We start from the raw sequence: 25,696 nt of genomic DNA, 5'->3' as shown, positions 1-25,696 counted from the left end.
ATCTATTCCATGCTGGCGGCGAGGTTGTCGGGCGTGAAAGGCATGGCGCGCGGGCGGATGCCGAGGGCCGCATGGATGCCGCCGGCGATGGCCGCGATGGTGGGGCCGAGCGAGGCCTCGCCCGCGCCCAGCGGCGGCTCCTCCGGCCTGGTCATCAGGCGCAGTTCGACGGTGGGCACTTCGGAGAAGCGCAGGATCGGGTAATCATCCCAGCTCTGGCTGGTGACGTTGAGGCGGTCGAAGCGCACCGCCTCCTTCAGCGCGATGGAAGTGGCCTGGATGGCGCCGCCCTCCAGTTGGTTGGCCGCGCCATCGGGGTTGATCGCCTCGCCGATATCGGCGGCGATCCAGAGACGGCGGCAGCGCACGACCTCCGCGGCCTCCACCTCGGCGGCCACGGCGCACCAGGCGCCGGTGCCCTTGTAGCGCGCCACGGCGATGCCGGTGCCGATCCCCTCCCCCGTGGGCGGGCGCGGCCAGCCGCACATCCGCGCCACGTCCTCCAGCACCGCGCGGGCGCGCGGGTCCTGGGCGAGATGGCGCAGGCGGAAGGCGACCGCATCCTGGCCGCTGCGCTCCGCCAGCTCGTCCATGACGGATTCAATGGCCCAGACATTCAGCAGCCCACCCAGCGCACGCAGGGCGGAGCTGCGGAGAGGCATCTCCAGCAGCCGGTGCATGCGCACATCGAGCGATGGCACCTCGTAGCCCGGCACCGCGTTGCGCTGGCCGCCGCCACCCGCCGCCATGGGCGCGTCGATGGCCACGGGGTGGGTGAAGGGCGGGTCGAGATGCGCCGCCGCCAGCAGCGTCGGGTCCTTGGCGCGGCCGGGGCGGGAAGAATGGCCATTGCCGCGCAGCACCGTGCGCCAGTGGCAGAGCCGGCCCTCCGCATCCACGCCGGCCTCGATCTCCGCCATGGCGGCGGGGGAGAGCGGGCCCCAGGCCAGTTCCTCGGCGCGGCTCCAGAGGGCGCGCACCGGGCGGCCGGGATGCGCGCGGGCGCAGAGCGCGGCATCCAGCGCCACGTCATCGGCGCCATTATGCCCGTAGCAGCCGGCGGCCTCGGCATGGTGCAGGATGATCCGCTCCGGCGGCAGGCGCAGCACGGTCGCGAGGTCGGCGCGGAGATTGTAGATGCCCTGGCTGTGGGTCCAGACCTCCAGCGCCTCCTCCCGCCACAGCGCCACGGCGCAGCAGGTGCCGATGGAGGCATGGGCGATGAAGGGCCGGGTGAAGCGGGCGGTGATGCTGTGGGCGGCGGGCGGCGCCGGCTCCTGCCGCTCCGTGACGACACTCTCCTGCGCCGGGGTCGATTGCAGCCAGGCCGTGAGGCCGTTCTCCTCCGGCAGGCTTTCGCGCAACTCCCATTCGGCGCGCGTGGCGAGGCGGGTGGCGGCGGCCTCGGCGGCCCATTCCTCCGTGGCGATGGCGGCCAGGAAGCTGCCGTCGCGCAGCGGGCGGGCATCGCCGGGAAGGGGCCCGTCGCGCAGCGCGCGCAGGCTGGCGGCGCGGGCGGGCGGGCGGATCATGCGGGCATGCAGCATGTCCGGCCAGCGCAGGTCGTGCAGGTAGCGCGGCTGGCCGAAGACCTTCTCCGGCAGGTCCAGGCGCGGCACCGGGCTGCCGGCCAGATGCCGTTCCGCTGCCGCCTTGGGCGCCACGTCGCCGCGTGCCTCCACTTCCAGCAGGTCGGTGGCGGCCTGGGCCCAGTAGGAGCCGGCAATGCCGCCATCCGGCGCCAGGAAGCTGCCGTCCACCACGCGCAGCGCCGCCGGGTCCAGCCCCGCATGGTGGGCCGCGAGGCTGAGATGGATGGCGCGTGCCTCGGCGCAGGCATGGCGGATGGCGGTGCCGCTTTCCTGGACGGAGAGGCTGCCGGAGGTCACGCCCTCATTCGGGCTACCGGGGGTGGAGGCGGGGGCGATGCGCACGCGGTGCAGCGCCACATCCAGCTCATCCGCCGCGATCTGCGCCAGGGCGGTGAGGATGCCTTGCCCGATCTCGACCTTGCCAGGACTGACCGTGACGAAGCCATCGGCCGAGAAGCGCAGCCAGCGGGACAGGCGCGGCTCGGCGCGCAGGCTGCCGGGCAGGTCCGGCGCATTGCCGCCCTGCGCCGTTGCGAAACTATAGGCGAGGTTCATGCCCGCATCTCCCGTGCCGCCCGCAGAACAGCGCGGATCATGCGGTTCTGCGCGCCGCAGCGGCAGAGATGCGGCTCCAGCGCCGCGCGCACCGCCGCCTCGTCCGGGTCGGGGTTGCGCCGCAGCAGGGCCTCGGCGCTGACCAGGATGCCCGAAAGGCACCAGCCGCATTGCCCGGCCTGCTCCGCCAGGAAGGCGGCCTGCAGCGGATGGGGCTGCGCCGGGGTGCCGAGCCCTTCCACCGTGCCCACCTCGCGCGCCCGCGCCGCTTCCACCGGCAGGGCGCAGGAGGGCTGCGGCTGGCCATCCAGCGTCACGTAGCAGGCGCCGCAGGCCTCGGCGCCGCAGCCGAAGCGCGGGCCGCTCAGGCCGAGCGGGCCGCGCAGCGCCTGCAGCAATGTCATGCCCTCGGGCGCCTCCAGCGTGGCGGCGTTACCGTTGAGGGTGAAGGCGACCCGCACCTACTCCACCCTGATCTGCGCCATGCGGACGTATTCGCGCTGTGTCTCGACATCCTTGCGCAGGAAGGCGTCGAATTCCGCGACGGACATGGGCATGGGCTGCGCGCCCTGGCCCGCCATGGCCGCCCTGGTCTGGGCGCGGGCCAGCCAGCCATTGGTGGCGGCGTTGAGCTTCTCCACGATCGGGCGCGGTGTCTGCGCCGGCACCATCAGGCCGAGCCAGATGGAGGCCTCGTAGCCGGGCAGGCCGGATTCCGCGACGGTGGGCAGGTCCGGCATCAGCGGGTCCCGCCGCGGCCCGGTGGTGGCGAGCGCCTTGGCGCGCCCGCCGGCGACATGCGGCTGCATGGTCGGGATGGCATCGAACATCATCGGCACGGTGCCCGAGATCACCGCCGTCCGCGCCTCGCCCGAGGAGCGGAAGGGCACGTGCTGGACCTCGACGCCCGCCATGGCGCGGAAGACCTCGCCCGCGATGTGGTAGGGCGTGCCGGGGCCGGAGGAGGCGTAATCGATCTTCCCTGGTTCCGCCTTGGCCTTCGCGATCAGCTCCGCCACGCTGTTGACGCCGAGCGAGGGGTGCACCGCCAGCACGTGATGCGCCACATTGACGGCCGCCGCCGCAGCGAGGTCCCGCATCAGCACATAGGGGCGGTTCGGCAGCAGCGTCTCATTCGCGGTGTGGGTGTTGGACATCATCAGCAGCGTATAGCCATCCGGCGCCGAGCGCGCGGCGGCCTCGGTGCCGATGGTGGCGCCCGCGCCGGGGCGGTTCTCCACCACGAAGGGCTGGCCAAGCTCCTGCGTCAAAGCCTCCGCCACATTGCGCGCGGCGATATCGGCGGAGCCGCCGGCCCCGAAGGGCACGATGATGCGGACGGCGCGGCTGGGCCAGGCCGCTTCCTGCGCCAGGGCCGGAGCGGCCAGGCCGCCGGCGGCGAGGAGACCGAAGCCACGGCGCGTGATGCTGATGGGCATGCTGTCTTCCTTCAATCCACTTTGCCGATGCGCTGCACGGCGCGGATCAGGCGGGCGCTGTCCTGCTGAAAGAACCGGTCGAACTCGGCGCCTTCCTGGTAGGCGATGGGGCTGCCGGCGGTGTCCAGGGCGCGGCGCAGGCCTTCATCGCCTTCGCAGATCTGGCGCAATGCCTGGCGCAGCCGGTCCTGCACCGGGGCGGGCGTGGCGGCAGGCAGGAAGACGGCGGTCCAGATGTAGAATTCCACCTCCGGGTGGCCGAACTCGATGAAGGTCGGCACATCCTCGAAGCCCGGAAGCCGTTCCCGCCCCCAACTGGCGAGGGCGCGGAGGCGGCCTTCCTTCACATGCGCCAGTGCCGGGCCAGGGCCGGAGGCGAGGGTGTGCAAGGTGCCGGAGAGCAGGGCCGTCAAGGCGGGCCCGCCGCCCTGGTAGGGAACATGCAGCAGGTCGATGCCGGCGGAGCCGGTGAACATCGCCATGGCGACGTGCAAGGTGGAATAATTGCCGGCGGAGCCGAAGGTGATGGCCCCAGGCCGCTTCTTCGCATCCGCCACCAGTTCCTCGATGGAGCGCCAGGGCGCATTGGCGGGGACCAGGAAGACGGTGGGGTCGGCGGTGATGCGCGCGACCGGCGCGAATTGCTCGATCGTGTAGGCGGGCGTGCGGCCCTGGATGCGCTCGCTCTCCGGCAGCACGGCGTGGGAGGAGAGCGCCATCAGCGCCGTGTAGCCATCCGGGGCCGCGCGGGCCACGCTGGCCGTGCCGAGGATGCCGCCGGCACCGGGGCGGTTCACCACCGGCACCGCCTGCCCGAAGACCCGCTCCAGCGCCGCCGCCACGGGGCGGGCGGTGACATCCGCCTGCCCGCCAGGCGGGAAGGGCACGATCATCTGCATGGGCCGGCTGGGCCAGGTGCCCTGCGCGCCCGCCGCCACGGGCAGGCCCGCGGCGGCAAGCGCCATCATCAGGTCGCGACGAGAAAGCACGACTGTCCTCCCGCGGGCGGCATCCGCCCCCGCCTTTCCTGGATTGTTTCCGGGAGCGGGCCGGTCTTGCGCCGGCCCTTGTCTCCCGCCTCCTCCTCCATGGCACGCCTCGCGGCGTGCCACGCGTCAGGCAGCGCCGCGCAGCGCCGCCAGATCCGCCTTGCGGACGGTGTTGCGGATCTGGCCGATGCCCTCGATGGCGCATTCCACCACATCGCCATCGCGCAGGAAGCGCGGCGGCTTGAAGCCGATGCCGACGCCTTCCGGCGTGCCCGTGGCGATCACGTCGCCCGGCAGCAGCGCCATGCTGAGGGAGATGGTCTCGATCAGCGTCGGGATGTCGAAGATCAGGTCGGCGGTGACCGCATCCTGGCGCTTCTCGCCATTGACGGTGCAGCTGACGCGCATCGCATCCGCCTGCAGCTCATCGGCGGTGACGATCCAGGGGCCCATGGGGCAGAAGCCGTCGATGCCCTTGCCCAGCAGCCATTGCTTGTGCTTGCCCTGCAGGTCCCGCGCCGTGACATCGTTCACCACGGTATAGCCAAAGACATGCGCCATGGCTGAGGATTTCGGGATGCAGCGCCCGCCCCGGCCGATGACCACCGCCAGCTCCGCCTCGTAATCCACCTCGGCATCCAGGCCCGGCACCATCGGGATATCGTCCCAGGGGCCGGAGATGGAGGTGAAGGGTTTGGTGAAGATGATCGGCGCCTTCGGGATGGCATCCGCCGCGCTGGTGGAGGAGGAGTCATAGCCGCTGCCGGCGAATTCCTTCGCATGGGCATGGTAGTTCTTGCCGACGCAGAAGATGTTGCGCGGTGGATTGGGCAGCGGGGCGAGCAGTTGAGTGGGGTCCAATGCCTCGCCGGCGCCAGAAGGCTTAGCCAGGGTCGCGCCGCCGGAGAGGGCGGCGATCAGGCCTGCCATGTCCCCCGGCAGGCCGGGGGCGAGGTCGGCGACCGGCCAGTAGCGCTTTCCCGACTGGTCCACGCGCACCGGGCAAGGGATGTCCCCCCGCTTGATCATTGCAAGCTTCATGACGCCGCTTCCTATACCAATTCAGCTTTATTTTGAACCAATATGCGATTATGGTCCTCCTATTGGTTCATTTCGTCAAGGGACATTTGGTGGCAGAGGACATTGCGGAACGCAGGGGAGCGATGGCGCTGCGGAACCTGCTGGCGCGTGAACTGCGCGAGGACCGCTGGGCCCTGGGCGAGAAGCTGCCCACGGAGCGGGAGCTGGGCACGCGCTATGGCGTGGCGCGCAACACCGTGCGCCGCGCCCTGGAAGCCCTGGAGGCCGAGGGCCTGATCACCCGCCATGTCGGGCGCGGCACGTTCCGCAATGCCCCGCCTGAGGCAGCACCACCGGCCGGGGAGGAGGAACTCAGCCCTTCCGACGTCGTGGAATGCCGGCTGATGCTGGAGCCGGAAATGATCTCCCTGGCCGTGGCCCGTGCTACCCAGGCCGATATCGCGCGCATGCTGGAATGCCTGCGCGGCACCGATGACGCGGCGGACCTGCCGGGCTTCGAGAAATGGGACGCCGCCCTGCATGACGCCTTCGCGCTGGCCACCCATAATGGCGCCATCATCGCCATGTCCCGCTCCCTGGCGCGGGTGCGGGAGCGGACCGACTGGGGGCAGCTCAAGGCGCGCGGGAATACCGTGGAGCGGCGTGCCACCTTGCAGGCGCAGCATCATGCCATGGTGGAAGCGGTCCGGCAGCGGGACAGGATGGAGGCGCGGCGTGTGATGCGGGAACACATCCTGTTCGTGCAAGGCTACATGTTCGGCGATGAGGGGTGACGCCTGTGGAAGAACTGCCGGATTGATAAGGGCGTCGTAGGAGCAGTGGCCTTCGTTCTGGTGAAGAGCCCGGACGATGTGCCGGACGGAATCACGGTGCTGGCAGGGGGGCCGCCCTGCCCGCGCCGAAGAAGCTCGGAACGGTGCCCAGTGCCGGAGCCGATGGCGGCCACCTTCCCGCCGGGCGGCAGCCGCCGCATTGCCATGGGCCCCACGTTCTTCTGATGCGTTGCGATTTTTAACCTGGTTCAGGAAGGAGTGGCAGCTATCCGGGGCCGGCGGCGTGCCTCGGGGCGCAGCTGCCCGTGGCGGGAAGCCAGGGGCAAGCCCGTCAGCGCATCAGGCCGCGCCGCTCCATCCATGCCTGGAGCCGCCCGGCCACCTCGTCGCTATTGGTGTCCATCATCATCATGTGGCTGTTGCCGCGCAGGCCCTCGGCTGGCAGGTCCATGATGTCAGCCGTCCCGCCCGCGTCGCGGATGGCGCCGGCCCAGCGCTCCACATTGCCGCGGATGCGCTGCCAGAAGGGGGATTCCGCGAAATGGTCGCCCCAGACGACGAGGTGCGGCACGCCGCGCAAGGGCGACGCATCCGTGCCCTCCGCTGGCGTGCCGGAGGGCTCGATGGCGATCACCGCCCGCACCTTGTCCGGCGCCGCCAGCGCGGCATTGAAGGCGAAGTTGCCGCCCTGGCTGTGCACGATGATCACGCAGGGGCAGACCTTCTGGACATAGTCGTTATAGGCGGCCTGGATCTGGCTGTCGGTGGTGGTCCAGCGCGGCACGGACTGGCGCGCGAAGGCATCCCAGGCTGCCACGGGAAAGCGCGTGTCGGCGAAGGCCTTGCGTGCGGCGGGCCTAGCGTTCCAGCCGGATTGCGGCCCCACGCGGAACAGGCCCCAGCCTTCGCCCATCGCGCGGAAGACCGGCTCGCCCGCGAAAATCTCGGGAAAGCGTGCCCAGCCGGAGCGGCCACGCTCCATGGCATCGCTGACATAAACGTTGTGGCCCTGGCGCAGGAAATACATCTGCCACCCCGGGCGGCCATCCGGCGTCGTTTCCCAGGTCACGCCCGTCAGGCCGCCACCATGCCAGAGCAGGAGGGGATAGCGGGCGCGGGGCTCCGCCAGCTTCACGTACTGCGCGTACATCTGCTCCACCTGGAACTCGCCATTCGGGTCCATCTGGATCGGCGGCGCGCCGGGGGAGGGGATGATCTCACGCTTCGGCATGTCCCCAAGGGCCACCACACGGCCACCGACGTGGAAGCTGCCGATCTCCTGTACCTGCAGGGGCGGCAATGTCTGCGCCTGGGCGCCGCCGATCCCCAGCGCGAGAGCCAGGATGGCGAGAGGGTGCTTCATGGTCCGTTCCTCCGGTTTTTGAGCGCCGGAGGTTGCCACGGCGGTGAAGCGCGGCGCCAGAAGCGGCCGCTGACTTTGCGGGCGCGGGCCGCAGAACCGCTTCACGTTGGAGGCAGCGTGGCGGCCATTCCTGGGCGGGGCCGAACCCGCTGATGCCACCAGTGAGGCCCCACTACGTCGTGGTGCCCCGCCGCGCCTGTTGTCCAAGCGGATCGGCTCTGGAGGTGCTGCCCTGCCCTTCACCTGTCATGGCGGCCGTTCAGCCGGCCGCCACTGGTTATGAGCCCCGGCCGTGGTCTATGCCCCGGCGAAGCCCTTGCTGACAAATGGAACGATGATGGAATATCCGGCGCCGCAGGCCGAGAGCCTGGTGCAGCACTGGTATGGCGAAGCTGATCAATACCGCCAAGCCGATGCTTGCCGCATTCTTCCGGAAGAGGTGCCGATTGCCCTGACCTATGAGCGGGTGACGCATGCCGTGATGATGGCGACGCCCCAGAACCTGGAAGACTTCGCATATGGGTTCACCATCACCGAAGGAATAGTAAAGAACCCGGAACAAATAACCGGGCTGGAGATTGTTCGCCGGCCGGCAGGCATCGAATTGCGGATGGAGCTGGCCGACGACCAGCTCGACGCACTGATGCGGCGAAGGCGTTACATGGCTGGCCCGGTAGGCTGTGGCCTTTGCGGGCTTGAAAGCCTGGAAGCGGTGATGCGTGATCTGCCAAAGGTCGATGCCGGCCTCCAGGCCAGCGGAGCCAGCTTGCTGAAGGCATTGACCACGCTGAACAGTGGCCAGAGCCTGCATCGCGAGACCAGCGCGGTGCATGCGGCGGGCTTCTGGAGCCAGGCCGATGAGACCGTTCTGGTGCGTGAGGATGTCGGCCGCCATAACGCATTGGACAAGCTGGGGGGCGCGATGGCGCTGCGGAGGATCGACCCGCGCCAGGGGGCCGTGGTCCTGACCAGCCGCGTTTCGGTGGAGATGGTGCAGAAGACCGCCATGCTGGGCGTACCCATCCTGGTAGCCATCTCCGCGCCTTCTGCGCTGGCCGTGCGCACCGCGCGGGCTGCCGGCATCACCTTGGTCGCGCGTGCGCGGGGGAACAGCTTCGATGTGCATTCGCACCCGCATCGCCTGACCATGGCGAGGCATCCCGCCGGAGCATGACGCGCGATCGTCAGCGCAGCTATGCAAGATAGTGGTGGCACAATCTGCTATGCTGAGCGGCTTTCCGTGGGTCAGCCCACGCGGGGTAGGTGTAACAATGAAGTCTTGGCTCATGCAGCGGCGCGACATCCTTACTTCTGCCGGGGCTCTGGCTTTGCTCGGCGTCGGTTCGCGCGTGAGCGGGGCGGAAGCCGCGACTGTTATGCCCGGCTGGCGTGAATTCGAGATCACCACCCGCGTGACGCTGGAGGAAGCGCCTGGAGCGGCCCAGCTCTGGCTGCCCCTGGCGCAGACGGCGGGCGGCTATCAGGCCGCCACTGCGTTGCGCTGGCAGTCCAGTGGCGCCAGCACGGTGGTGCGGGACGACCGCTACGGCGCCGAGATCCTGAAGACGACCTGGGAGCCCGCCGCGGCCGGGCCAAAGACCATCGAGGTCGTGCAGCGCGTCGCGGCCTGCGACCGGCAGGGGGCCACCACCGGCATGCCCATGACAGTGGCCGAGCGCGGCTTCTGGCGCCAGGCCACGGAAAGCGTGCCGACGGATGGCATCGTGCGCGATACCGCCCTTCGCGTCATCGGGGACCGGACCGCGCCGCGCGAGAAGCTGCGGGCGCTTTATGACTGGGTGGTGGACAATACCTCCCGCGACCCGGAGGTCCCGGGCTGCGGCTTCGGCGATGTGCGAAGCATGCTGGAGAGCGGCAACCTCAGTGGGAAATGCGCTGATATCAATGGTTTGATGACCGGCTTGGCCCGTGCCGCCGGCTTCGCCGCCCGGGATGTCTATGGCATCCGCGTGGCGCCTTCGACCCAGTTCCGCACCCTCGGCGCCAGCGGCGACATCAGCAAGGCACAGCACTGCCGGACCGAGGTTTTCCTGGAGGAGGAAGGCTGGCTCCCGCTCGACCCCGCCGATGTGCGGAAGGTGGTGCTGGAGCACCGGCTGCCGCTGGACGGCGCCGAGGTACGGGCGTTGCGGGAGCGGCTGTTCGGTGGCTGGGAGATGAACTGGGTCGGCTACAACAGCGCAATGGATATCGAGCTTCCCGGCGCGGGGGCGGGCCGGAAGCCCAATTTTGCCTTCCTGATGTATCCCTGCGCCTTCACGGCGGCCGGGCAGCCGGACTGCCTGAGGCCGGACCAGTTCCGTTATGAGATTAACGCTCGCGAAATCAGCGCGTGATCGATTAACAAGACAAGGCTTGCTTCTTCCCCTGGGGCAAGCCGACTATGGGGCGTTCCTGCTTTGTTTTTATGGCTGAAAAGACTTGATTGCCGCTCAACCCAGCCTAATGACTCAGAGTTAATGTAGTGGATTCTCAAGGGACCGGAGGATCGGAATGAATATGCAGCTCTCGCGGCGCAGTTTCCTGCGCGCCGCGGGTGCAGGCGTGGCGGCGACGTCCATGGGTGCCATGGGCTTCGGGGAGGCTGAGGCGGCCGTTGTGGCCCATGTCCGCCCCTTGAAGCTGGCAAACACGACCGAGACGCGTAACACCTGCACCTATTGCTCCGTGGCCTGTGGCATCATCATCTATTCCAAGGGTGATGTGCGGAAGGGCGAGCGCGCGGAGGTCGTCCATATCGAGGGCGACGTCGACCACCCGACGAACCTCGGCACGCTCTGCCCCAAGGGCGCCGCGCTGAAGGACTTCGTGAAGGCCGAGACGCGGCTGAAGCAGCCGATGCACCGCAAGCCGGGGTCCGACAAGTTCGAGCCGATCTCCTGGGACGCAGCCCTGGATCGGATCGCGCGCCTGATGAAGGACGACCGCGACGCGAACTTCCTGGCGAAGAACGCGGACGGGCTGGCGGTCAACCGCTGGACCACCACGGGCATGTTGGCGGCTTCCGCCACCACCAACGAGACGGCCTGGACCACCTTCAAGGTCGCCAAGGCCCTCGGAATTGTAGGATTCGATAACCAGGCGCGCGTCTGACACGGCCCCACGGTGTCCAGTTTGGGCCCGACTTTTGGTCGTGGAGCGATGACGAATGCTTGGACCGACATCAAGAACACCGACCTTGTCGTCGTCATGGGCGGCAATGCGGCGGAAGCGCACCCCTGCGGCTTCAAATGGGTCACGGAGGCGAAAGCCCACCGCGGCGCCAAACTCATCGTCGTGGACCCGCGGTTCACCCGCACGGCGTCCGTGGCGGACTTCTACGCGCCCATTCGCCAGGGCACGGACATCGCCTTCCTGCTGGGGGTGATCAACTACTGCATCGCCAACGACAAGGTGCAGTGGGAGTACACGAAGGCCTTCACCAACGCCTCCTACATCATCAAGGACGGCTTCGGGTACAGTGACGGCCTCTTCACGGGCTATGACGAGGACAAGCGCGACTACGACCGGTCGAGCTGGGACTATGTCATCGGCGAGGACGGCTATGCCGTCACGGACCCGACGCTGCAGCACCCGCGCTGCGTCTGGAACCTGCTGAAGGAACACGTCTCGGCCTATACGCCGGAGTTGGTGGAGCGCATCTGCGGCACGCCGAAGGAGAAGTTCCTCCGCGTCGCGCAGATGATCTCGGAATGCTCCTCGCCCACCAAGACGATGACGTCGATGTACGCCCTCGGCTGGACGCAGCATTCGCACGGCGCGCAGAACATCCGCGCCATGGCCATGCTGCAGCTCATCCTGGGCAATATCGGCGTGCGCGGCGGTGGCATGAACGCGCTGCGCGGGCATTCCAACATCCAGGGCCTGACCGACCTGGGCCTGATGTCCCACCTTCTCACCGGCTACCTGAACATGCCGACGGAGAAGGAGCCGGACTTCGAGACCTACATGAAGTCGCGGCAGTTCAAGCCGCTGCGGCCGGGCCAGACCTCCTACTGGCAGAACTACCGCAAGTTCATGGTCTCCTTCATGAAGGCCATGTATGGCGACGCGGCGCAGGCGGAGAACGGCTGGGCCTACGACTACCTCTCCAAGCTCGACGTGCCGGCCTATGACGTGCTGCGCATGTTCGAGCTGATGAACCACGGCCGCGTCAACGGCTACATCTGCCAGGGCTTCAACCCCGTGCTCGCCTTCCCCAACCGGGGCAAGGTCACGGCCGGGCTGTCCAAGCTGAAGTTCCTGATCACGATGGACCCGCTGGAGACCGAGACGGCGCGGTTCTGGGAGAACCACGGCGAGTACAACGACGTCGACACGGCTTCCATCCAGACCGAGGTGTTCCAGCTTCCCACCCGCTGCTTCGCGGAGGACCAGGGCTCGCTGACCAACTCGGGCCGCTGGATCCAGTGGTTCTGGCCAGCCGCCACGCCCCCGGGCGAGGCCAAGGCCGACACCTGGATCATGGCGCAGATCTTCCTGCGCATGCGGGAGATGTACCGGAAGGAAGGGGGTGCCTTCCCCGACCCCATCCTGAACCTCTCCTGGGAGTATCACGACCCCAACGAGCCGGAGCCGGAGGAACTGGCGAAGGAGATCAACGGCCGGGCGCTGACCGACCTGCGTGATCCCGCCGATCCCTCCAAGATCCTGGTCGAGGCGGGCAAGCAGGTGCTGAACTTCACGCAGTTGCGTGACGACGGCTCCACCATGTCCGGCTGCTGGATCTATTCCGGCTGCTTCAACGAGGCGGGCAACAACATGGCCCGGCGGGACAACAACGACCCGGACGGGACCGGCGCCTATCTGGGCTGGACCTTCGCCTGGCCGCTGAACCGCCGCACCCTGTACAACCGCGCCTCGGCGGACCTGAACGGCAAGCCCTGGGATCCGTCCCGCAAGCTGCTGGAATGGGACGGCACGAAGTGGACGGGCTACGATGTCCCCGACATTGGCGTGAACGCCAAGCCGCAGGATGTCATGCCCTTCATCATGAACCAGGAAGGCGTGTCGCGGCTCTTCGCCCGCGGCATGCTGCGCGACGGACCCTTCCCGGCGCATATGGAGCCCTTCGAGAGCCCCATCGCCAATGTCTTCAACCCGAAGATGCGCGGCAACCCGGTGGGCCGCATCTTCGAGAGCGACGTGGCGCAGTTCGGCACCTCGGAGGAGTTCCCCTATGCGGCGACCTCCTACCGCCTGACCGAGCACTTCCACTACTGGACGAAGCACAACCGGGTGAATGCCGCGCTGCAGCCCGAGTTCTTTGTCGAGCTGTCGGAAGAGCTGGCGCGGGAGAAGGGCATCGAGCGTGGCGGCTGGGTGCGGGTGTGGTCCAAGCGTGGCTCGATCCGGGCCAAGGCCCTGGTCACCAAGCGCATCCGGCCGCTGATCTGTGACGGCAAGACCGTGCACGTGATCGGCATCCCGCTGCACTGGGGCTTCGTGGGCGCGGCGAAGAAGGGCTTCGGCCCGAACTCGCTGTCTCCCTTCGTGGGCGAGGCGAATATCGAGACGCCGGGCTACAAGGCGTTCCTCGTGAACATCGAGCCCTCCACGGCACCGGGAGTGGTGGCATGAGCGGAAGCACCATGGACAGCCCGCGCACGGCGGTGAGCAACCCGCCGACGCAGCCGATGGCCAGCAACCTGGGTTCGGGCGACCTCATCCGTCGCTCGGCCACGGCCGACCTGCCGCCGCCCACGCGGCAGCTGACGCCGGTGGCCAAGCTGATCGACGTGTCGAAATGCATCGGCTGCAAGGCGTGCCAGTCTGCCTGCATCGAGTGGAACGACACGAACCCGGGCATCGGTGAGAACGCGGGTATCTACGAGAACCCGAACGACCTCACCGAGAACATGTTCACCCTGATGCGCTTCACGGAATGGGTGAACCCGGAGACGGACAGCCTTGAATGGCTGATCCGCAAGGATGGCTGCATGCATTGCGCCGACCCGGGCTGCCTCAAGGCATGCCCGGCCCCCGGCGCCATCGTGCAGTATTCCAATGGCATCGTGGACTTCATCCACGAGAACTGCATTGGCTGCGGCTATTGCGTGAAGGGCTGCCCCTTCAACATTCCCCGCATCTCCAAGGCGGATCACCGCTCCTACAAGTGCACCCTCTGCTCCGACCGCGTGGCGGTGGGCCAGGGTCCGGCCTGCGCCAAGGCCTGCCCGACCCAGGCCATCGTCTTCGGCACCAAGGAGGACATGAAGAAGCACGCGGCGGAGCGGATCGAGGACCTGAAGTCCCGCGGCTACACCAATGCGGGCCTTTATGACCCGCCGGGCGTGGGCGGCACGCATGTCATGTACGTGCTGCACCACAACGACAAGCCGCATATCTACGCCGACCTGCCGGACGACCCGAAGATCTCGCCGCTGGTGCAGAGCTGGAAGGGCGTGACCAAGTATGTCGGCGTGGCCGCGATGGGCCTGATGGCGGTGGGCAGCATGGTCCACGGCATCTTCGGCCGGGCCAACCGTGTCTCCAAGGAAGACGAGGAGTATGCGGAGAATCTGGTGGAGGGTAAGCCGGTGCCGCCGCCCAATGAAGCGACGACGACGGAGGGACGCTGATGGTGGAGCGTATCCAGCCCGGCGATGCCGTCCGGCCGGGCAAGCCTGTCATCGTCGACCGCTACGGCCCGGCGGCGCGGGTGAACCACTGGATCATCGCCGCGAGCCTGATCCTGCTGGCGATCTCCGGCCTGGCGCTGTTCACGCCGTCGCTGTTCTTCCTGACCGGGCTGTTCGGGGGCGGGCAGAATACGCGCGCCTTCCATCCCTGGATCGGCGTGGTGCTCTTCGTCAGCTTCTTCGCGTTCTTCTTCCAGCTGTGGCGAGCCAACCTGCCGCAGCGGGTGGACATCGTCTGGCTGTCGAAGTTCCGCGACCTGCTCAGCGGGCATGAGGAGAACCTGCCGGAACTCGGCAAATACAATGCCGGCCAGAAGTTCATCTTCTGGGGCATGAGCGCCCTGATCATCCTGCTGATCGTCAGCGGGGTCGTGATCTGGGAGCAGTATTTCGCCGAGTATTTCTCGATCCCGACACGCCGCGTGGCGGTGCTGGCGCATTCGATCGCGGCGGTGCTGATCATCTGCGTGTTCATCCTGCACGTCTATGCGGCGATCTGGACGCGGGGCACGCTCCGCGCCATGACCCGTGGCACCGTGACGGGTGGCTGGGCGTGGCGGCACCACCGCAAGTGGCTGCGGGAACTGGCCGGGCAGCGCAAGACAAACCAGGCCAAGTAGGCCCGCCGCGCTGACACGGCCTTCCATGGGGCTTTGTGCACGAGCACAAAGCCCCATATTTCATGGAACTGTTGGTAGTGGCCGGTCCGGCCCCTTGAGGTAGTGATGTCCGGTTTTCATGGTCTTCAGCCCGATCCCTCGATGATCGGGCGTCTGGTCAAGCCCGCCTTTGCCCTGTTGCCTGACCCGGCCGTGCTCTTCGGGCGGCGCGCCGAGCGCTTCGCGGTGCTGGCCGAGGGAAGCGCCATGGCGCCCTACCTCCGCTTCCTCGGCGGCATCGCCCGGGTGCAGCAGCAGCTCGCCGAGAGCCTGCCGCCGCCATCCCCCGTCCCGGCGGAGCAGCGGGAAAGGGCCCGCGCCAATACCATGCCGCCGCTGGACCGCGCGGCCATGGGCGCCTCGCCCGAATTGCGCGCCACCATCGCCGCCTTCCTGGACGCGGCGGCGGGGCTGGAGATGCCGCCCCAGGCCGCCGCGGCGCTGGAGGACCTGCGCCGCGCCGAGCCTTCCGTGCTGGACGAGATGATCGGCAATGTCATGGCCGATTCCATTCCGGTGGAAAGCCTGCCGCAGCACCTGTTCCTCTCCGCCGCCGCGCAGGTCCATGCGGCGCGGCTGGCCTCGACGCTGGATGCGGAGAAGCTGGTGCCGGTGGAAATAGGCGTCTGCCCGGCCTGCGGCGGCCCGCCGGTTTCCTCCATCGTGGTTGGGCACCAGGGGGCGGAAGGCGCGCGCTATGCCGTCTGCTCGCTCTGCAACACCGGCTGGAACGAGGTCCGCATCAAGTGCCTGGCCTGCGGCTCCACCAAGGGCGTCGGCTACAAGGAAGCCGAGGATGGCGGCGCGGGGGCGACGGTGAAGGCCGAGACCTGCGACAGTTGCCGCAGTTGGGTGAAGATCTTCTACGCCAACAAGAACCCGGCGCTGGAAGCGGTGGCCGATGACGTGGCCAGCCTGGGGCTGGACCTGCTGATGCGGGAGACCGACTACCGCCGCGCTGGCTTCGATCCTTTCCTGATCGGGTACTGAGGCGGTGCTGGGCAAGGCTGGCCTGCGGGCGCTGCCATCGGTGGACCGCCTGCTGGGCATGGCGGAAGGTGCCGGCGTCACCGACAGGTTCGGCCATGCCGAGGTGAGCGCCGCCCTGCGGCAGGTGCTCGCCGCCATCCGTGCCGAGGCGCCGGAGCCGCTGCCGGAGCCCGCCGCCATCCTGGCCCGCGCCGGCGCGCTGCTGGAGGCGCGGGACCGCTCCGGCCTGCGCCCCTTGTTCAACCTGACCGGCACGGTGCTGCACACCAACCTCGGCCGCGCCCTGCTGGCGGAGGCGGCGGTGGAAGCCGCGACCGCCGCCATGCGCGATGCCGTCGCGCTGGAATTCGACCTCGACACCGGCAAGCGCGGGGAGCGGGACGACCATCTGCGCGAACTGCTGCGGGAACTGACCGGGGCGGAGGACGCCACGGTGGTCAACAACAATGCCGCCGCCGTGCTGATCGCGCTGAACACGCTGGGCGAGGGGCGGGAGGCCATTGTCTCCCGTGGCGAGCTGATCGAGATCGGCGGCGCCTTCCGCATGCCGGACATCATGGCGCGCGCCGGTGTGCGCCTGGTGGAGGTCGGCACCACCAACCGCACCCACCCGAAGGACTACAAGGCGGCGCTGCACCCCGAGACCGGGCTGGTGCTGAAGGTCCATACCTCCAACTACCGTATCGAGGGCTTCACCAGCGAAGTGGGTGGCGCCGCCCTGGCCGCCATCGCGCATGAGGCCGGGGTGCCCATGCTGAACGACCTCGGTTCCGGCACGCTGATCGATCTCTCGCCCTATGGCATGGCGCGGGAGCCCACGGTGCGGGAGGCGGTGGAGGAGGGGGCGGACCTTGTCACCTTCTCCGGCGACAAGCTTCTGGGTGGGCCGCAGGCGGGCTTCATCGTCGGCCGGCGGGAGCTGATCGAGGCCATCAACCGCAACCCGATGAAGCGAGCCCTGCGTGTGGACAAGATCCGCCTGGCCGCGCTGGAAGCGACGCTGAAGCTGTACCGCGACCCGCAGCGGCTGGCCGAGCGGCTGCCGACCCTGCGGCTGCTCTCCCGCCCGCAGGCGGAGATCGAGGCGCAGGCGCGGCGCATCCTGCCCGCCCTGGCCGGCCTCCTGCCGCCGGGTGTGGCGGTGGAGGCGATGCCCTGCCACAGCCAGATCGGCTCCGGCGCCCTGCCGCTGGACACGCTGCCCAGCTTCGGCCTGCGCCTGGCCGCGCCCGGTGGGCGGGCGCTGGAAGCATTGGCCGCGGCGCTGCGCGACCTGCCACGGCCGGTGATTGGCCGGCTGCGGGACGGGGCGCTGGTGCTCGACCTGCGCTGCCTGACGGATGAGGCGGGCTTCCTCTCCAACCTCGCGAAGCTGCCTTCCAGCCATGGCGCTGTTTGACCTGTTCCGGCGCCGCGCCGCGCCGCCGCCGCCCGACCCGATGGAACTCGCCCTGGCCGCCTTCCAGCGCGGCGATTACGCCGAGGCACTGAACCTCTGGGAGCCGCTGGCGCGCGCGGGCGATGCGCGGGCGCAGTCCAATATCGGCGCCTGCTTCGCCGAGGGCATGGGGGTGGAACGCAACCCGGCCCTAGCGCTGACATGGCTGACCCTGGCCGCTGAGGCCGGCTATCCCGCCGGCCAGCGCAACCTCGCCGCGCTGTATCTGCAAGGCGGCGGAGACGCGGTGGAGGCCGACCCGGCCCACGCTGCCGCTCTCTATCGCCAGGCGGCGGAGCAGGGCGACGCCCAGGCGCAGGACATGCTGAGCTGGATGCTGCTGGAAGGCGAAGTCATCCCCTCCGACCCCGAGGAGGCGCACCGCTGGGCACTGGCGGCGGCGGAGGCGGGTATCGCTTCCTCCATGACCCGGATGGGCATGCTCTATCACCACGCGCTGGGGGTGGAGCGGGATGTGGCGGAAGCCGCGCGCTGGTGGCGCCGGGGCGCCGGGCATGGCGATGCCGATGGACAGGCCATGCTGGGCGCCGCCTATGTCCTGGGCGCGGGCGTGGAGGCCGATCCCGTCACCGCCCTGGCCTGGCTGCTGCGGGCGCAGGCGGGTGGCAGCGGCCTGGCGCAGCCCTTCCTGGGCCCGGCACGGGCGCGGCTGGACGATGCCGGCAGGGCCGAGGCCGCCCGCCGGGCCGCCCTGCCGCTGGAGGAGGAGGGCGCATGATCGTCGGCACCGCGGGCCATATCGACCATGGCAAGACGGCGCTGGTCAAAGCCCTGACCGGTGTCGATACCGACCGGCTGAAGGAAGAAAAGGCGCGCGGGATCACGGTGGATCTCGGCTTCGCCTATGCCGGGGAAGGCGAGCATGTCACCGGCTTCGTAGACGTGCCGGGCCACGAACGCTTCGTGCATACCATGCTGGCCGGCGCTGGCGGCATCGACTTCGCCCTGCTGGTGGTGGCCGCCGATGACGGGGTGATGCCGCAGACGCGGGAGCACCTGGCCATCCTGGACCTGCTCGGCATCCGCCGTGGGCTGGTGGCGCTGAGCAAGGCCGACCTGGCCGATGCCGCGCGGCTTGAGGCCGTGACGGCCGAGATCCGCGACCTGGTGGCCGATACCGCCCTGGCGGATGTGCCGATCCTGCCGGTCTCGGCCCGCACCGGCGCGGGGATGGAAGCATTGCGCGCCGCCCTGGCCCGGGCCGAGGACGAGACCGCGCAGCCGGAGGACCAGGGCGCCTTCCGGCTTTCGGTGGACCGCAGCTTCACCCTCTCCGGCGCCGGCACGGTGGTGACGGGCACGGTGCTCTCCGGCGCCGTGGCGGTGGGCGATGGGGTGGTGGTCAGCCCACGGGGCATCCCGGCCCGCATCCGCTCCATCCACGCGCAGAACCGCCCGGCCCAGCGGGGCCTCGCCGGGCAGCGCTGCGCCCTGAACCTGGTGGGGGAGGGGATTTCCAAGGAGGCCGTCGGGCGCGGCGACATGGTGCTGGCACCGGAACTGCACGCACCCACCGACCGCATCGACGCCACCTTCCGCGTGCTGGCCAGCGAGCCCAAGCCGCTCGGCACCTGGTTCCCGGCGCGGCTGCACCATGCCAGCGCCGAGGTCGGCGCCCGGCTGGTGCCGCTGGAGGACCCCTTGCAGCCCGGCGGCAACGGCCTGGTGCAGGTGGTGCTGGACCAGCCCATCGCCGCGGCGGCTGGGGACCGCTTCATCCTGCGGGATGTCTCGGCGCAGCGGACCATCGGCGGCGGGCGCTGCCTGGACCTGCGCCCGCCCGCCCGCAAGCGCCGCACGCCGGAGCGCGTCGCGCAGCTCACGGCCCTTTCGGCGCGGGCGCCGGCCGATGCCCTGGCCGGGCTGCTGCGCCTGCCGCCCTTCCATGCCGATGCCCTGGCCTTCGCCCGCGACCATGCCCTGACGCGCGCTGAGGGGCAGGCGCTGACCGATGCCTTGCGGGCCGTGGTGATCGAGACCGCCGGAGCGCGCCTGGCCCTGCTGCCGGAACACTGGGAAGCCTTCCGCCAGAGCCTGCTGGCCGAAACCGGGCGCTTCCATGAGGAAAACCCGGATATCCAGGGCATCGGGCGCGAAAGGTTGCGGATGCTGGTGCGGCCCCTCCTGCCCGCGCCGGCCTTCCGCGCGGCGCTGGAGCGCGAGGCCCGCGCCGGCTCCGTGGTGCTGGAAGGCGCCTTCGTGCGCCTACCCGGCCATGAGGTGCGGCTGGACCCGGCGGATGAGGAGCTCTTCGCCCGCATCCTGCCGCTGCTGGGCGGGGAGGCGCGCTTCCGCCCACCGCGCGTGCGCGACATCGCCAATCATTTCGAGGTGGCGGAGGCCGAGGTCCGCCGCGTGCTGAAGGCCTGCGCCCGGCTGGGGCGGGTGGACCAGGTCGCGCATGACCATTTCTTCCAGCGCGCCACCACGGCGGAGATGGTGGCCATCGCGCGCGACGTGGCCGCCCAGGCGCCAGATGGCGTCTTCACCGCCGCCGCCTTCCGGGACCGCATGGACAATGGCCGCAAGGTCGCCATCCAGATCCTGGACTTCTTCGACCGCCACGGTGTGACCTTGCGCCGGGGCGATCTTCGGCGCATCAACCCGCATCGGGCGGACCAATTCGGCTCGCCGCCCGCGGATGGAAGAGAGTCGCTCCTGGTGGGGCGTCCGGACTTCAAATCCGGGTGGGGCAGCGAGACTGTCCCGGGTGGGTTCGACTCCCATTCTCTTCCGCCAATACCCAATCTTAAATAGGCTCAAATAAGTCCAAGAACATCGGGTGGATTGGATGTCCCGCTTTGTTCCTGTTGAAGCCCTTTGTTGAGGGACATTCGACCCGGCCTATGCGGGATACCGGGCATCGGAAGGTCCGGTGCTGACCGATAGGCGGGTGCGGCGGCGGCACCGGGAGAGAAGCTTTACTGCCTGGGCGAAGGCGGCGGCCCGCATCTTCAGACCGTGCCGAATAGATCGAAGCGGTGGATCTACCGCTACGAACATGGTGGTCGATAAAAGACACCACCCATAGGATAATACCCGCGCGTGTCGTCGGCTTGCGCCTACCAGCAATGGGATGCCACCCTCATCCGGTGCGGCCGGGCGCGACCTCAACACCGAGAAGCGGCTGAAGCGGGCGGCGAAGGCTCACGCGACCACCCGGCCATTCGAAGCCATGGCCCACGTTTGGTACGCTCAGAACCGCCGAAGTGGGCAGAGGTACACGCAGCGGACGTGCTGCTCAGCCTTGGGAACCACGTCCTCCACTCGCTCCGCAGCCTTGGACTTGCGCTGGCCTGATCCTCGCAGCGATGCATATCCTGGCGCCGCGTCTTCGTGGGGCGAAGCGCGGCAATCCGCACGCACTGACCTTCCTGAAGTGGACACAGAACCTTTGGGACAGCCGCTTTGCAACGTTGAGCCATGACGGTGCCACTTACCTGCTCGCCCTCAACTCTGCCCGAGGAGGCTAAGCAGGAAGTAGTTATCTCCGCTTCCCATCCTGCTGCGGCCTGCTTCCGCACCATCGCCGCACGATAATCCCTCAATATAGTGCCTAAGCCTACACCTTGAGATACCCGCCATAATTGTTGGCATGGCCGCGCTCCTGCCGCGCGGTTAGATCATCCGCATGAGCAACCTGATCTCGCACCTGGGGTCCGGCTGGTGAAGGCGAATGGACGGCCCGGGAATACCGTGGCGCCACAGTGCGGTCCTGCGGCGTCCACAATACGCTGGTCATGGAGGGGCACCCGCTGAACGGCGGGAACTTGGGCCAGAAGGGCGGCCTGTTCGCTCTGGTCGATCATGGCTGGACCACAAGGCGCTGCCGCCGCCGTACATCTGGCGCTCTAGGCGCTACTCCGCTCCAGCAGCGCCCATGTCGCTGCCATCGCCGCGCGCCTGTCGGCTGACACGGGGAGGGGGATGATTGGCTCATGGGCGGAACGGTATCAAAGCGAGCGGAAGCTGAACAAGGATTTTGCTCAGCCGCCCTCCGCTTTCGCGGTTAGCATGGGCCAATCAGGCCGGGTATTTCTTTCGGTATTACGGAACAATGTCTTTTAACATCAAATTGGTAAGCCTCTGTATCGTGGCCCATTCCTTGCCATCCGGGACAGCATCATGACCGCCCCCATCCAGACCGACTTCGACGAATGGATCGCCGGCACCCATGGCGAGGTGGGCGATTTCACCATGCTCTTTGTGCTGGTGCGCATCACCGAGACGACAGTGGAGCCACTGCGCTCCGCCTGGCTGCATGTGGTGGGGGACGAGACGCGCTGGCCGGAGATGGTATCGCTTTTCGCCGGTGCCGGGGTGGCATGGTCCGGCGCCGTGTTCTTCCGTGCCGGGCGGGAAGGGCTGGTGCGGGATGCCGAGGCTCGCGCGAGGCTTGGCGCCCTGACCCGCAAGCTGCACGAGGACCGCACCCTGATCCGCGAAGGTGAGTTCTTCAACGCGGATGGGCTGCGGCTTCAATTGGAGGAACTGAAGCCGCATTGAGCCTGGGCGCGCCTTCAGCAGACCGGGGCGGCGCGCTTCGGGGCGCCGATGGGGTCGAGGCCGCGCGCCGTCGGCGGCTGCCAGGTCCGGGATGCGCCGGTCGCCCCTGCGGGGTTGGTGCCGATATAGGAACCGCCGGTGCCGCCGCTCCAGCCCGTGGAGCCGGCATTGCCGGGCGCGGTGCCATCACCGCTTTCCTTCTGCGGCTGGGTGCCCGGCTCGGCGCGGTTGTTCTGGCCGCAGCCCGGCCGCGTATCGAGGCTCTGCGCGGAAGGCGGATTCTGGGCCAGGGCGGGCGAGGCCAAGGCCAGCGCGGCCAGAAACGCGATCACCTTCGGCTGTGGACGCATGGGGTTCAACTCCTGTGAAGCGGGCGCCGGTACCAGGCACAACGCGCGGGGCGGCCCCGCGCCTGCGCCGCCATTATAGAACAAGCGGGGATGGCGCCGGTTACCGCACCACCACGCATGGCTGGCCGGCCGTGATGGTGCCGATCTGGCGCGCCAGCGGGTAGCCAGCTTCGCGGATGCGGCCGACCAGGGCGGGCGCTGCCTCCGCTGCGCAGGAGATCAGCAGCCCGCCTGAAGTCTGCGGGTCCGTCAGCAGCAGGCGGCGCCAGTCCGGGCAGCCTTCCGGCAGGGTCACGCCGCTGCTGTAGCTGTCCCAGTTGCGGTGCGAGGCGCCGGTGACGAAGCCCTGCTGCGCCAGGGCCTCCGCCTGGGCCAGAAGCGGCACGGCATCCTGCTCTATGGTCAGGGTGACGCTGGAGCCGCGCGCCATCTCCAGCCCATGGCCGAGCAGGCCGAAGCCGGTGACATCGGTGATGCCATGCACGGCGGGATCGCTGGCCAGGCTGGAGCCGATGCGGTTCAGCAGCGTGGTCGAGGCCAGCATCTCCTCATAGCCGCCTTCCGGCAAAGCCTGCCGCTTGATGGCGGCGGAATAGATGCCGACGCCGATGCCCTTGGTCAGGATCAGCGCGTCGCCCGGCTGTGCCCCGCTGTTGCGGCGCAGCTGCTTGGGGTGCCCCAGGCCGATGACGGCCAGGCCATAGATCGGCTCCAGGGAGTCGATCGAGTGGCCACCGGCGACCGGAATGCCGGCCTCGGCGCAGACCGAAGCGCCGCCTTCCAGCACCTCCGCGATCACTTCCGGCGGCAGCTTGCTGATCGGCATGCCAAGGATGGCGAGCGCCATGATGGGCCGCCCGCCCATGGCGTAGATGTCGGAGATCGCGTTGGTGGCGGCGATGCGCCCGAAATCGCGCGGGTTGTCCACCATGGGCATGAAGAAATCCGTGGTGGCGATCACCGTCAGGTTCTCGTCCACCTGCCAGACCGCCGCGTCATCCGCCGTTTCCGTGCCGACGAGGAGCTGGCTGAAGGGCTGGGCCGCAGGCTGGCGGGAAAGCAACTTCTGCAACACGGACGGCGCCAGCTTGCAGCCACAGCCACCGCCATGCGCCAGTTCCGTGAGCCTTGGAGCGACGTTGATATTCGCATCATTCATGGTGTTGTTCGTCACCTTTCAGGGCCAGCAGTGCTTCTGTCGCTCATATGAGGTTTCGGCCAGCGGAAAGTAGCGTGGACGGGTGGTATTATGGCCTCCACGGTAAAGCTGCTCGCCTGCTCCTTTGAAGTGGGGCGTGGCACACCGGATCACCGATTGCCTCTTGAGCCTGAGCGTGGCGTAAAAGCCTCGAACATCGGGGCCTTGCGGGCCGTTGAGCCGCCGCAGCAGGGACCGCGCCTCACCTTTCCCTGCCATGCCTGCCGCCCCGGGGCAACAGGTCGGCAGGCGCTTCCCGCCCGCAGCGATCACGGTCGGCGGCCAGGGCACGGCGCAGGACGGCCGGGGCATGCCGCCGGCCTGGATCAGGCTCACCTCACGCGTGGCCCCCAGCAGGTCCTGGCCGATACCCGGCGCGGCGCGTCCGGCGATGGCATAGGCCACGGCCAGGGGTGGCGAGGCGAGCAGCGCGGCGGCAACCAGCAGGCTGAGGTCGGAGGTGTTGGTGCAGGATGTCACGGCGGCGATGGTCACGGCATCCGGCGATATCGAGACGGCTTCCACCGACGCGCTCCAGGAGCGGGGAGGGGCTGCTCCTGGAAACGGCTGTTTCGCCTCCCGGCGCGTGGATGGGCGCGGTGCCCTGGCAACCCTCGCCAGGGTGCCCTGGCCGCGCCGCTCGTGGGAGAATTTCAGTCCTTGGGCGGCTGAAGGCTGACGGACCGGCGCAACCGCTGCATCACCGAGCCTTCAAGATCAACCATGTCCTCGCGCAGCAGGGTACCGCGTGGAAGATCGACGCGCAGCCGCTTGTGGGCGGCAAGGTAGAAGGGCACCAGGCCTTCCGCCTCGGTGGCCGGCAGCAGAAGCGCGGTGCAGCCGGTCATGACATGGTGGTGCCCGCCCATCTCGAGCACTTCCCCGGCCTGGAAGTCGCGATCCGCGCGGGCGACCATGACGGCATGCGAGCGCTGGGTATCGCTGCCCGAGGCGCGCCCCTGTCCCGCCGCGGAGAGCAGCGAGACGGGCGTCTCCAGCCCCATCAGGTGGTAGGGCTGGAAGATGCAGGCATAGCGGCCATTGCGGCTGACCACATGCCCCTTCTCCCGCAGCATCTCCCAGACCACGGCATCGCCGCAGCGGACGATGACGAAGACGCCGCCGCCGAAGCTGACTTCCTCCGGCCGGCGCAGGCAGTTGAACACATCCACCACCCCGGTCCGGTCCAGGATGCCGCCCTCGGCGCGGGGTATGAAGATATCCGCCAGTTCGGAGATGCGGCAGACCGGGTAATTGAGCGCGTCCCGCGAGGGCAGCAGGCCGGTGGAATTGGCCACGATATTCATTTCGCAATAATCCGGCGTCGCGCTCTGCGGCAGGGCAGCCAGGGCCGCCGAGCGTTCCGCCAGGCGCGCCGGGATGTCCTCGCCCAATGTCCAGAGATCGGCCAGGGCGGGTGCGGTGCAGCGCTGGTCCGTCTGGGTCACGACACCGGTCGCATGGTCGAAGATGAAGTCGTATTCACTGGACTTCCCCGCGGCCACCACATCGAAGCCCAGCAGCCGCGCCCAGGTGACAAGGCCGATCAGGTTGGCCGGCTGGTCGCCATCGGCGGTGGTGTAGACAACGCCATGCTCCTTCGCGAGCTGGTTCAGATGCGGCCCGACAACCGAATCCGTTTCCTTCGTGACCATGGCCACATGCACATTGCGCCGGATCGCTTCCATCGCGACCTGCGCCCCGGCCTCCGGCTGCCCGGTCGCTTCCACCACGATGTCGAGCGGCACAGCGGCCAGGAGCGCATGGTCGCGCAGCACGACGATCCTGCCGGCCCCGGCGGCCTGCCGGGCGGCGCCGGCATCCTCGCAGAGCAGGGCCGCCTCCGATGGAAAGCCGAGTTCCCGCAGCACCGTCAGGACCCCCTGCGGGTCCAGGTCGCACAGCGCCGCCAGTTGCAATTGCGGCACAGCCCGGATCTGCGAAAGCAGGGTCCGGCTGAAGCTGCCCTTGGCGCCGGTGACGCCGACGCGGAAGCGGCGGTCGCCCAGGCTGCGGAACAGGATCTCATGGTTCATGGCAATCTCTTGGTCTGGGGAACGGGCTTCAGCGGAACCGGCGCAATGGCGTGGGACGGTCTGCGGCAGCGGAACCAGCAGGAA

Annotated in this window: 20 protein-coding genes, 1 tRNA gene and 1 pseudogene; 12 read left to right on the top strand and 10 right to left on the bottom strand. The window is 68.7% G+C overall.

The genetic code is table 11. The features are described 5' to 3' along the window. Nucleotides 1-2: 2 nt before the first annotated feature. From IBL25_RS02035 to IBL25_RS02015, 5 genes are all read right to left on the bottom strand, one after another. Complete coding sequence (locus IBL25_RS02035) at nucleotides 3-2,147, bottom strand: molybdopterin cofactor-binding domain-containing protein (RefSeq protein WP_187776884.1); 2,145 nt, start codon at nucleotides 2,145-2,147, stop codon at nucleotides 3-5. Next, on the bottom strand, nucleotides 2,144-2,608 hold the full coding sequence (locus IBL25_RS27455; RefSeq protein WP_187776883.1) for a (2Fe-2S)-binding protein: 465 nt from the start codon (nucleotides 2,606-2,608) through the stop codon (nucleotides 2,144-2,146). Before IBL25_RS27455 ends, IBL25_RS02035 begins: the two co-directional genes overlap by 4 nt. After that, nucleotides 2,609-3,586 (bottom strand): tripartite tricarboxylate transporter substrate binding protein, encoded by a 978-nt coding sequence (locus tag IBL25_RS02025; protein ID WP_187776882.1) that lies wholly within the window; start codon nucleotides 3,584-3,586, stop codon nucleotides 2,609-2,611. Nucleotides 3,587-3,597: 11 nt separating this feature from the next. After that, nucleotides 3,598-4,575, bottom strand: a complete 978-nt coding sequence (locus IBL25_RS02020) for a Bug family tripartite tricarboxylate transporter substrate binding protein (RefSeq protein ID WP_367615528.1) — start codon at nucleotides 4,573-4,575, stop codon at nucleotides 3,598-3,600. A 126-nt stretch (nucleotides 4,576-4,701) separates the two neighbouring features. Next, a complete protein-coding gene (locus tag IBL25_RS02015; RefSeq protein ID WP_187776881.1) occupies nucleotides 4,702-5,616 on the bottom strand; it encodes a fumarylacetoacetate hydrolase family protein in 915 nt (304 codons plus the stop codon). 122 nt (nucleotides 5,617-5,738) lie between these two features. Here IBL25_RS02015 and IBL25_RS02010 point away from each other — a divergent pair, with 122 nt between their 5' ends. Next, complete coding sequence (locus IBL25_RS02010; protein ID WP_187776880.1) at nucleotides 5,739-6,389, top strand: FadR/GntR family transcriptional regulator; 651 nt, start codon at nucleotides 5,739-5,741, stop codon at nucleotides 6,387-6,389. 331 nt (nucleotides 6,390-6,720) lie between these two features. Here the strand turns inward: IBL25_RS02010 and IBL25_RS02005 are convergent, their stop codons facing one another. Continuing rightward, the gene (locus tag IBL25_RS02005; protein WP_238940151.1) at nucleotides 6,721-7,752 is read right to left on the bottom strand and encodes an alpha/beta hydrolase family protein; all 1,032 of its coding nucleotides are present in this window, start codon (nucleotides 7,750-7,752) and stop codon (nucleotides 6,721-6,723) included. A gap of 292 nt (nucleotides 7,753-8,044) precedes the next feature. On the opposite strand from IBL25_RS02005, the gene fdhD reads away from it, so the two are divergent. From fdhD to IBL25_RS01950, 11 genes and pseudogenes are all read left to right on the top strand, one after another. Next, nucleotides 8,045-8,926: a formate dehydrogenase accessory sulfurtransferase FdhD gene (gene fdhD, locus IBL25_RS02000; protein WP_367615527.1), complete on the top strand. Its 882-nt coding sequence runs from the start codon at nucleotides 8,045-8,047 to the stop codon at nucleotides 8,924-8,926. A gap of 202 nt (nucleotides 8,927-9,128) precedes the next feature. Next, nucleotides 9,129-10,109, top strand: a complete 981-nt coding sequence (locus tag IBL25_RS01995; protein ID WP_202986641.1) for a transglutaminase-like domain-containing protein — start codon at nucleotides 9,129-9,131, stop codon at nucleotides 10,107-10,109. A 157-nt stretch (nucleotides 10,110-10,266) separates the two neighbouring features. Next, nucleotides 10,267-13,353 carry a formate dehydrogenase-N subunit alpha gene (fdnG, locus tag IBL25_RS01990; protein WP_255722842.1) on the top strand — a complete coding sequence of 1,029 codons (3,087 nt, stop codon included), beginning with the start codon at nucleotides 10,267-10,269 and terminating at the stop codon, nucleotides 13,351-13,353. Then, the gene (gene fdxH / locus IBL25_RS01985; protein ID WP_456315845.1) at nucleotides 13,350-14,354 is read left to right on the top strand and encodes a formate dehydrogenase subunit beta; all 1,005 of its coding nucleotides are present in this window, start codon (nucleotides 13,350-13,352) and stop codon (nucleotides 14,352-14,354) included. The genes fdnG and fdxH overlap by 4 nt, the downstream gene beginning before the upstream one ends. After that, nucleotides 14,354-15,034 (top strand): formate dehydrogenase subunit gamma, encoded by a 681-nt coding sequence (locus IBL25_RS01980; protein WP_187776879.1) that lies wholly within the window; start codon nucleotides 14,354-14,356, stop codon nucleotides 15,032-15,034. The genes fdxH and IBL25_RS01980 overlap by 1 nt, the downstream gene beginning before the upstream one ends. A 105-nt stretch (nucleotides 15,035-15,139) precedes the next feature. Then, entirely contained in the window at nucleotides 15,140-16,063 is a 924-nt protein-coding gene (gene fdhE / locus IBL25_RS01975; RefSeq protein WP_187776878.1) for a formate dehydrogenase accessory protein FdhE, read from the top strand. A 4-nt stretch (nucleotides 16,064-16,067) separates the two neighbouring features. Further along, nucleotides 16,068-17,462: an L-seryl-tRNA(Sec) selenium transferase gene (gene selA, locus IBL25_RS01970; protein ID WP_187776877.1), complete on the top strand. Its 1,395-nt coding sequence runs from the start codon at nucleotides 16,068-16,070 to the stop codon at nucleotides 17,460-17,462. After that, complete coding sequence (locus tag IBL25_RS01965; protein ID WP_187776876.1) at nucleotides 17,449-18,240, top strand: tetratricopeptide repeat protein; 792 nt, start codon at nucleotides 17,449-17,451, stop codon at nucleotides 18,238-18,240. Before selA ends, IBL25_RS01965 begins: the two co-directional genes overlap by 14 nt. Continuing rightward, nucleotides 18,237-20,063: pseudogene (gene selB, locus IBL25_RS01960) on the top strand (selenocysteine-specific translation elongation factor); the annotation flags it as partial. The gene IBL25_RS01965 and the pseudogene selB, both read left to right, overlap by 4 nt. A 102-nt stretch (nucleotides 20,064-20,165) precedes the next feature. Beyond that, nucleotides 20,166-20,261: transfer RNA gene (locus IBL25_RS01955), tRNA-Sec, on the top strand. A gap of 1,386 nt (nucleotides 20,262-21,647) precedes the next feature. Beyond that, on the top strand, nucleotides 21,648-22,028 hold the full coding sequence (locus IBL25_RS01950) for a hypothetical protein (protein WP_187776875.1): 381 nt from the start codon (nucleotides 21,648-21,650) through the stop codon (nucleotides 22,026-22,028). A 14-nt stretch (nucleotides 22,029-22,042) separates the two neighbouring features. Here the strand turns inward: IBL25_RS01950 and IBL25_RS01945 are convergent, their stop codons facing one another. The 4 genes from IBL25_RS01945 to IBL25_RS01930 all read right to left on the bottom strand — a co-directional run bounded on the left by IBL25_RS01945 (nucleotide 22,043) and on the right by IBL25_RS01930 (nucleotide 25,612). Further along, the gene (locus tag IBL25_RS01945; protein ID WP_187776874.1) at nucleotides 22,043-22,378 is read right to left on the bottom strand and encodes a hypothetical protein; all 336 of its coding nucleotides are present in this window, start codon (nucleotides 22,376-22,378) and stop codon (nucleotides 22,043-22,045) included. Between the two features lie 100 nt (nucleotides 22,379-22,478). Next, a complete protein-coding gene (selD, locus tag IBL25_RS01940) occupies nucleotides 22,479-23,537 on the bottom strand; it encodes a selenide, water dikinase SelD (protein WP_187776873.1) in 1,059 nt (352 codons plus the stop codon). An 18-nt stretch (nucleotides 23,538-23,555) separates the two neighbouring features. Next, nucleotides 23,556-24,071: a hypothetical protein gene (locus IBL25_RS01935; RefSeq protein ID WP_187776872.1), complete on the bottom strand. Its 516-nt coding sequence runs from the start codon at nucleotides 24,069-24,071 to the stop codon at nucleotides 23,556-23,558. A gap of 158 nt (nucleotides 24,072-24,229) precedes the next feature. Next, a complete protein-coding gene (locus IBL25_RS01930) occupies nucleotides 24,230-25,612 on the bottom strand; it encodes an NAD(P)H-dependent oxidoreductase (protein WP_187776871.1) in 1,383 nt (460 codons plus the stop codon). Between the last annotated feature and the right edge of the window lie 84 nt (nucleotides 25,613-25,696).

The sequence above is a fragment of the Pseudoroseomonas ludipueritiae genome (assembly GCF_014490445.1).
Taxonomy (GTDB): domain Bacteria; phylum Pseudomonadota; class Alphaproteobacteria; order Acetobacterales; family Acetobacteraceae; genus Pseudoroseomonas; species Pseudoroseomonas ludipueritiae.
Note: the sequence above shows the minus strand (reverse complement) of the source record. Positions and strands in the feature narration are given on the sequence as shown.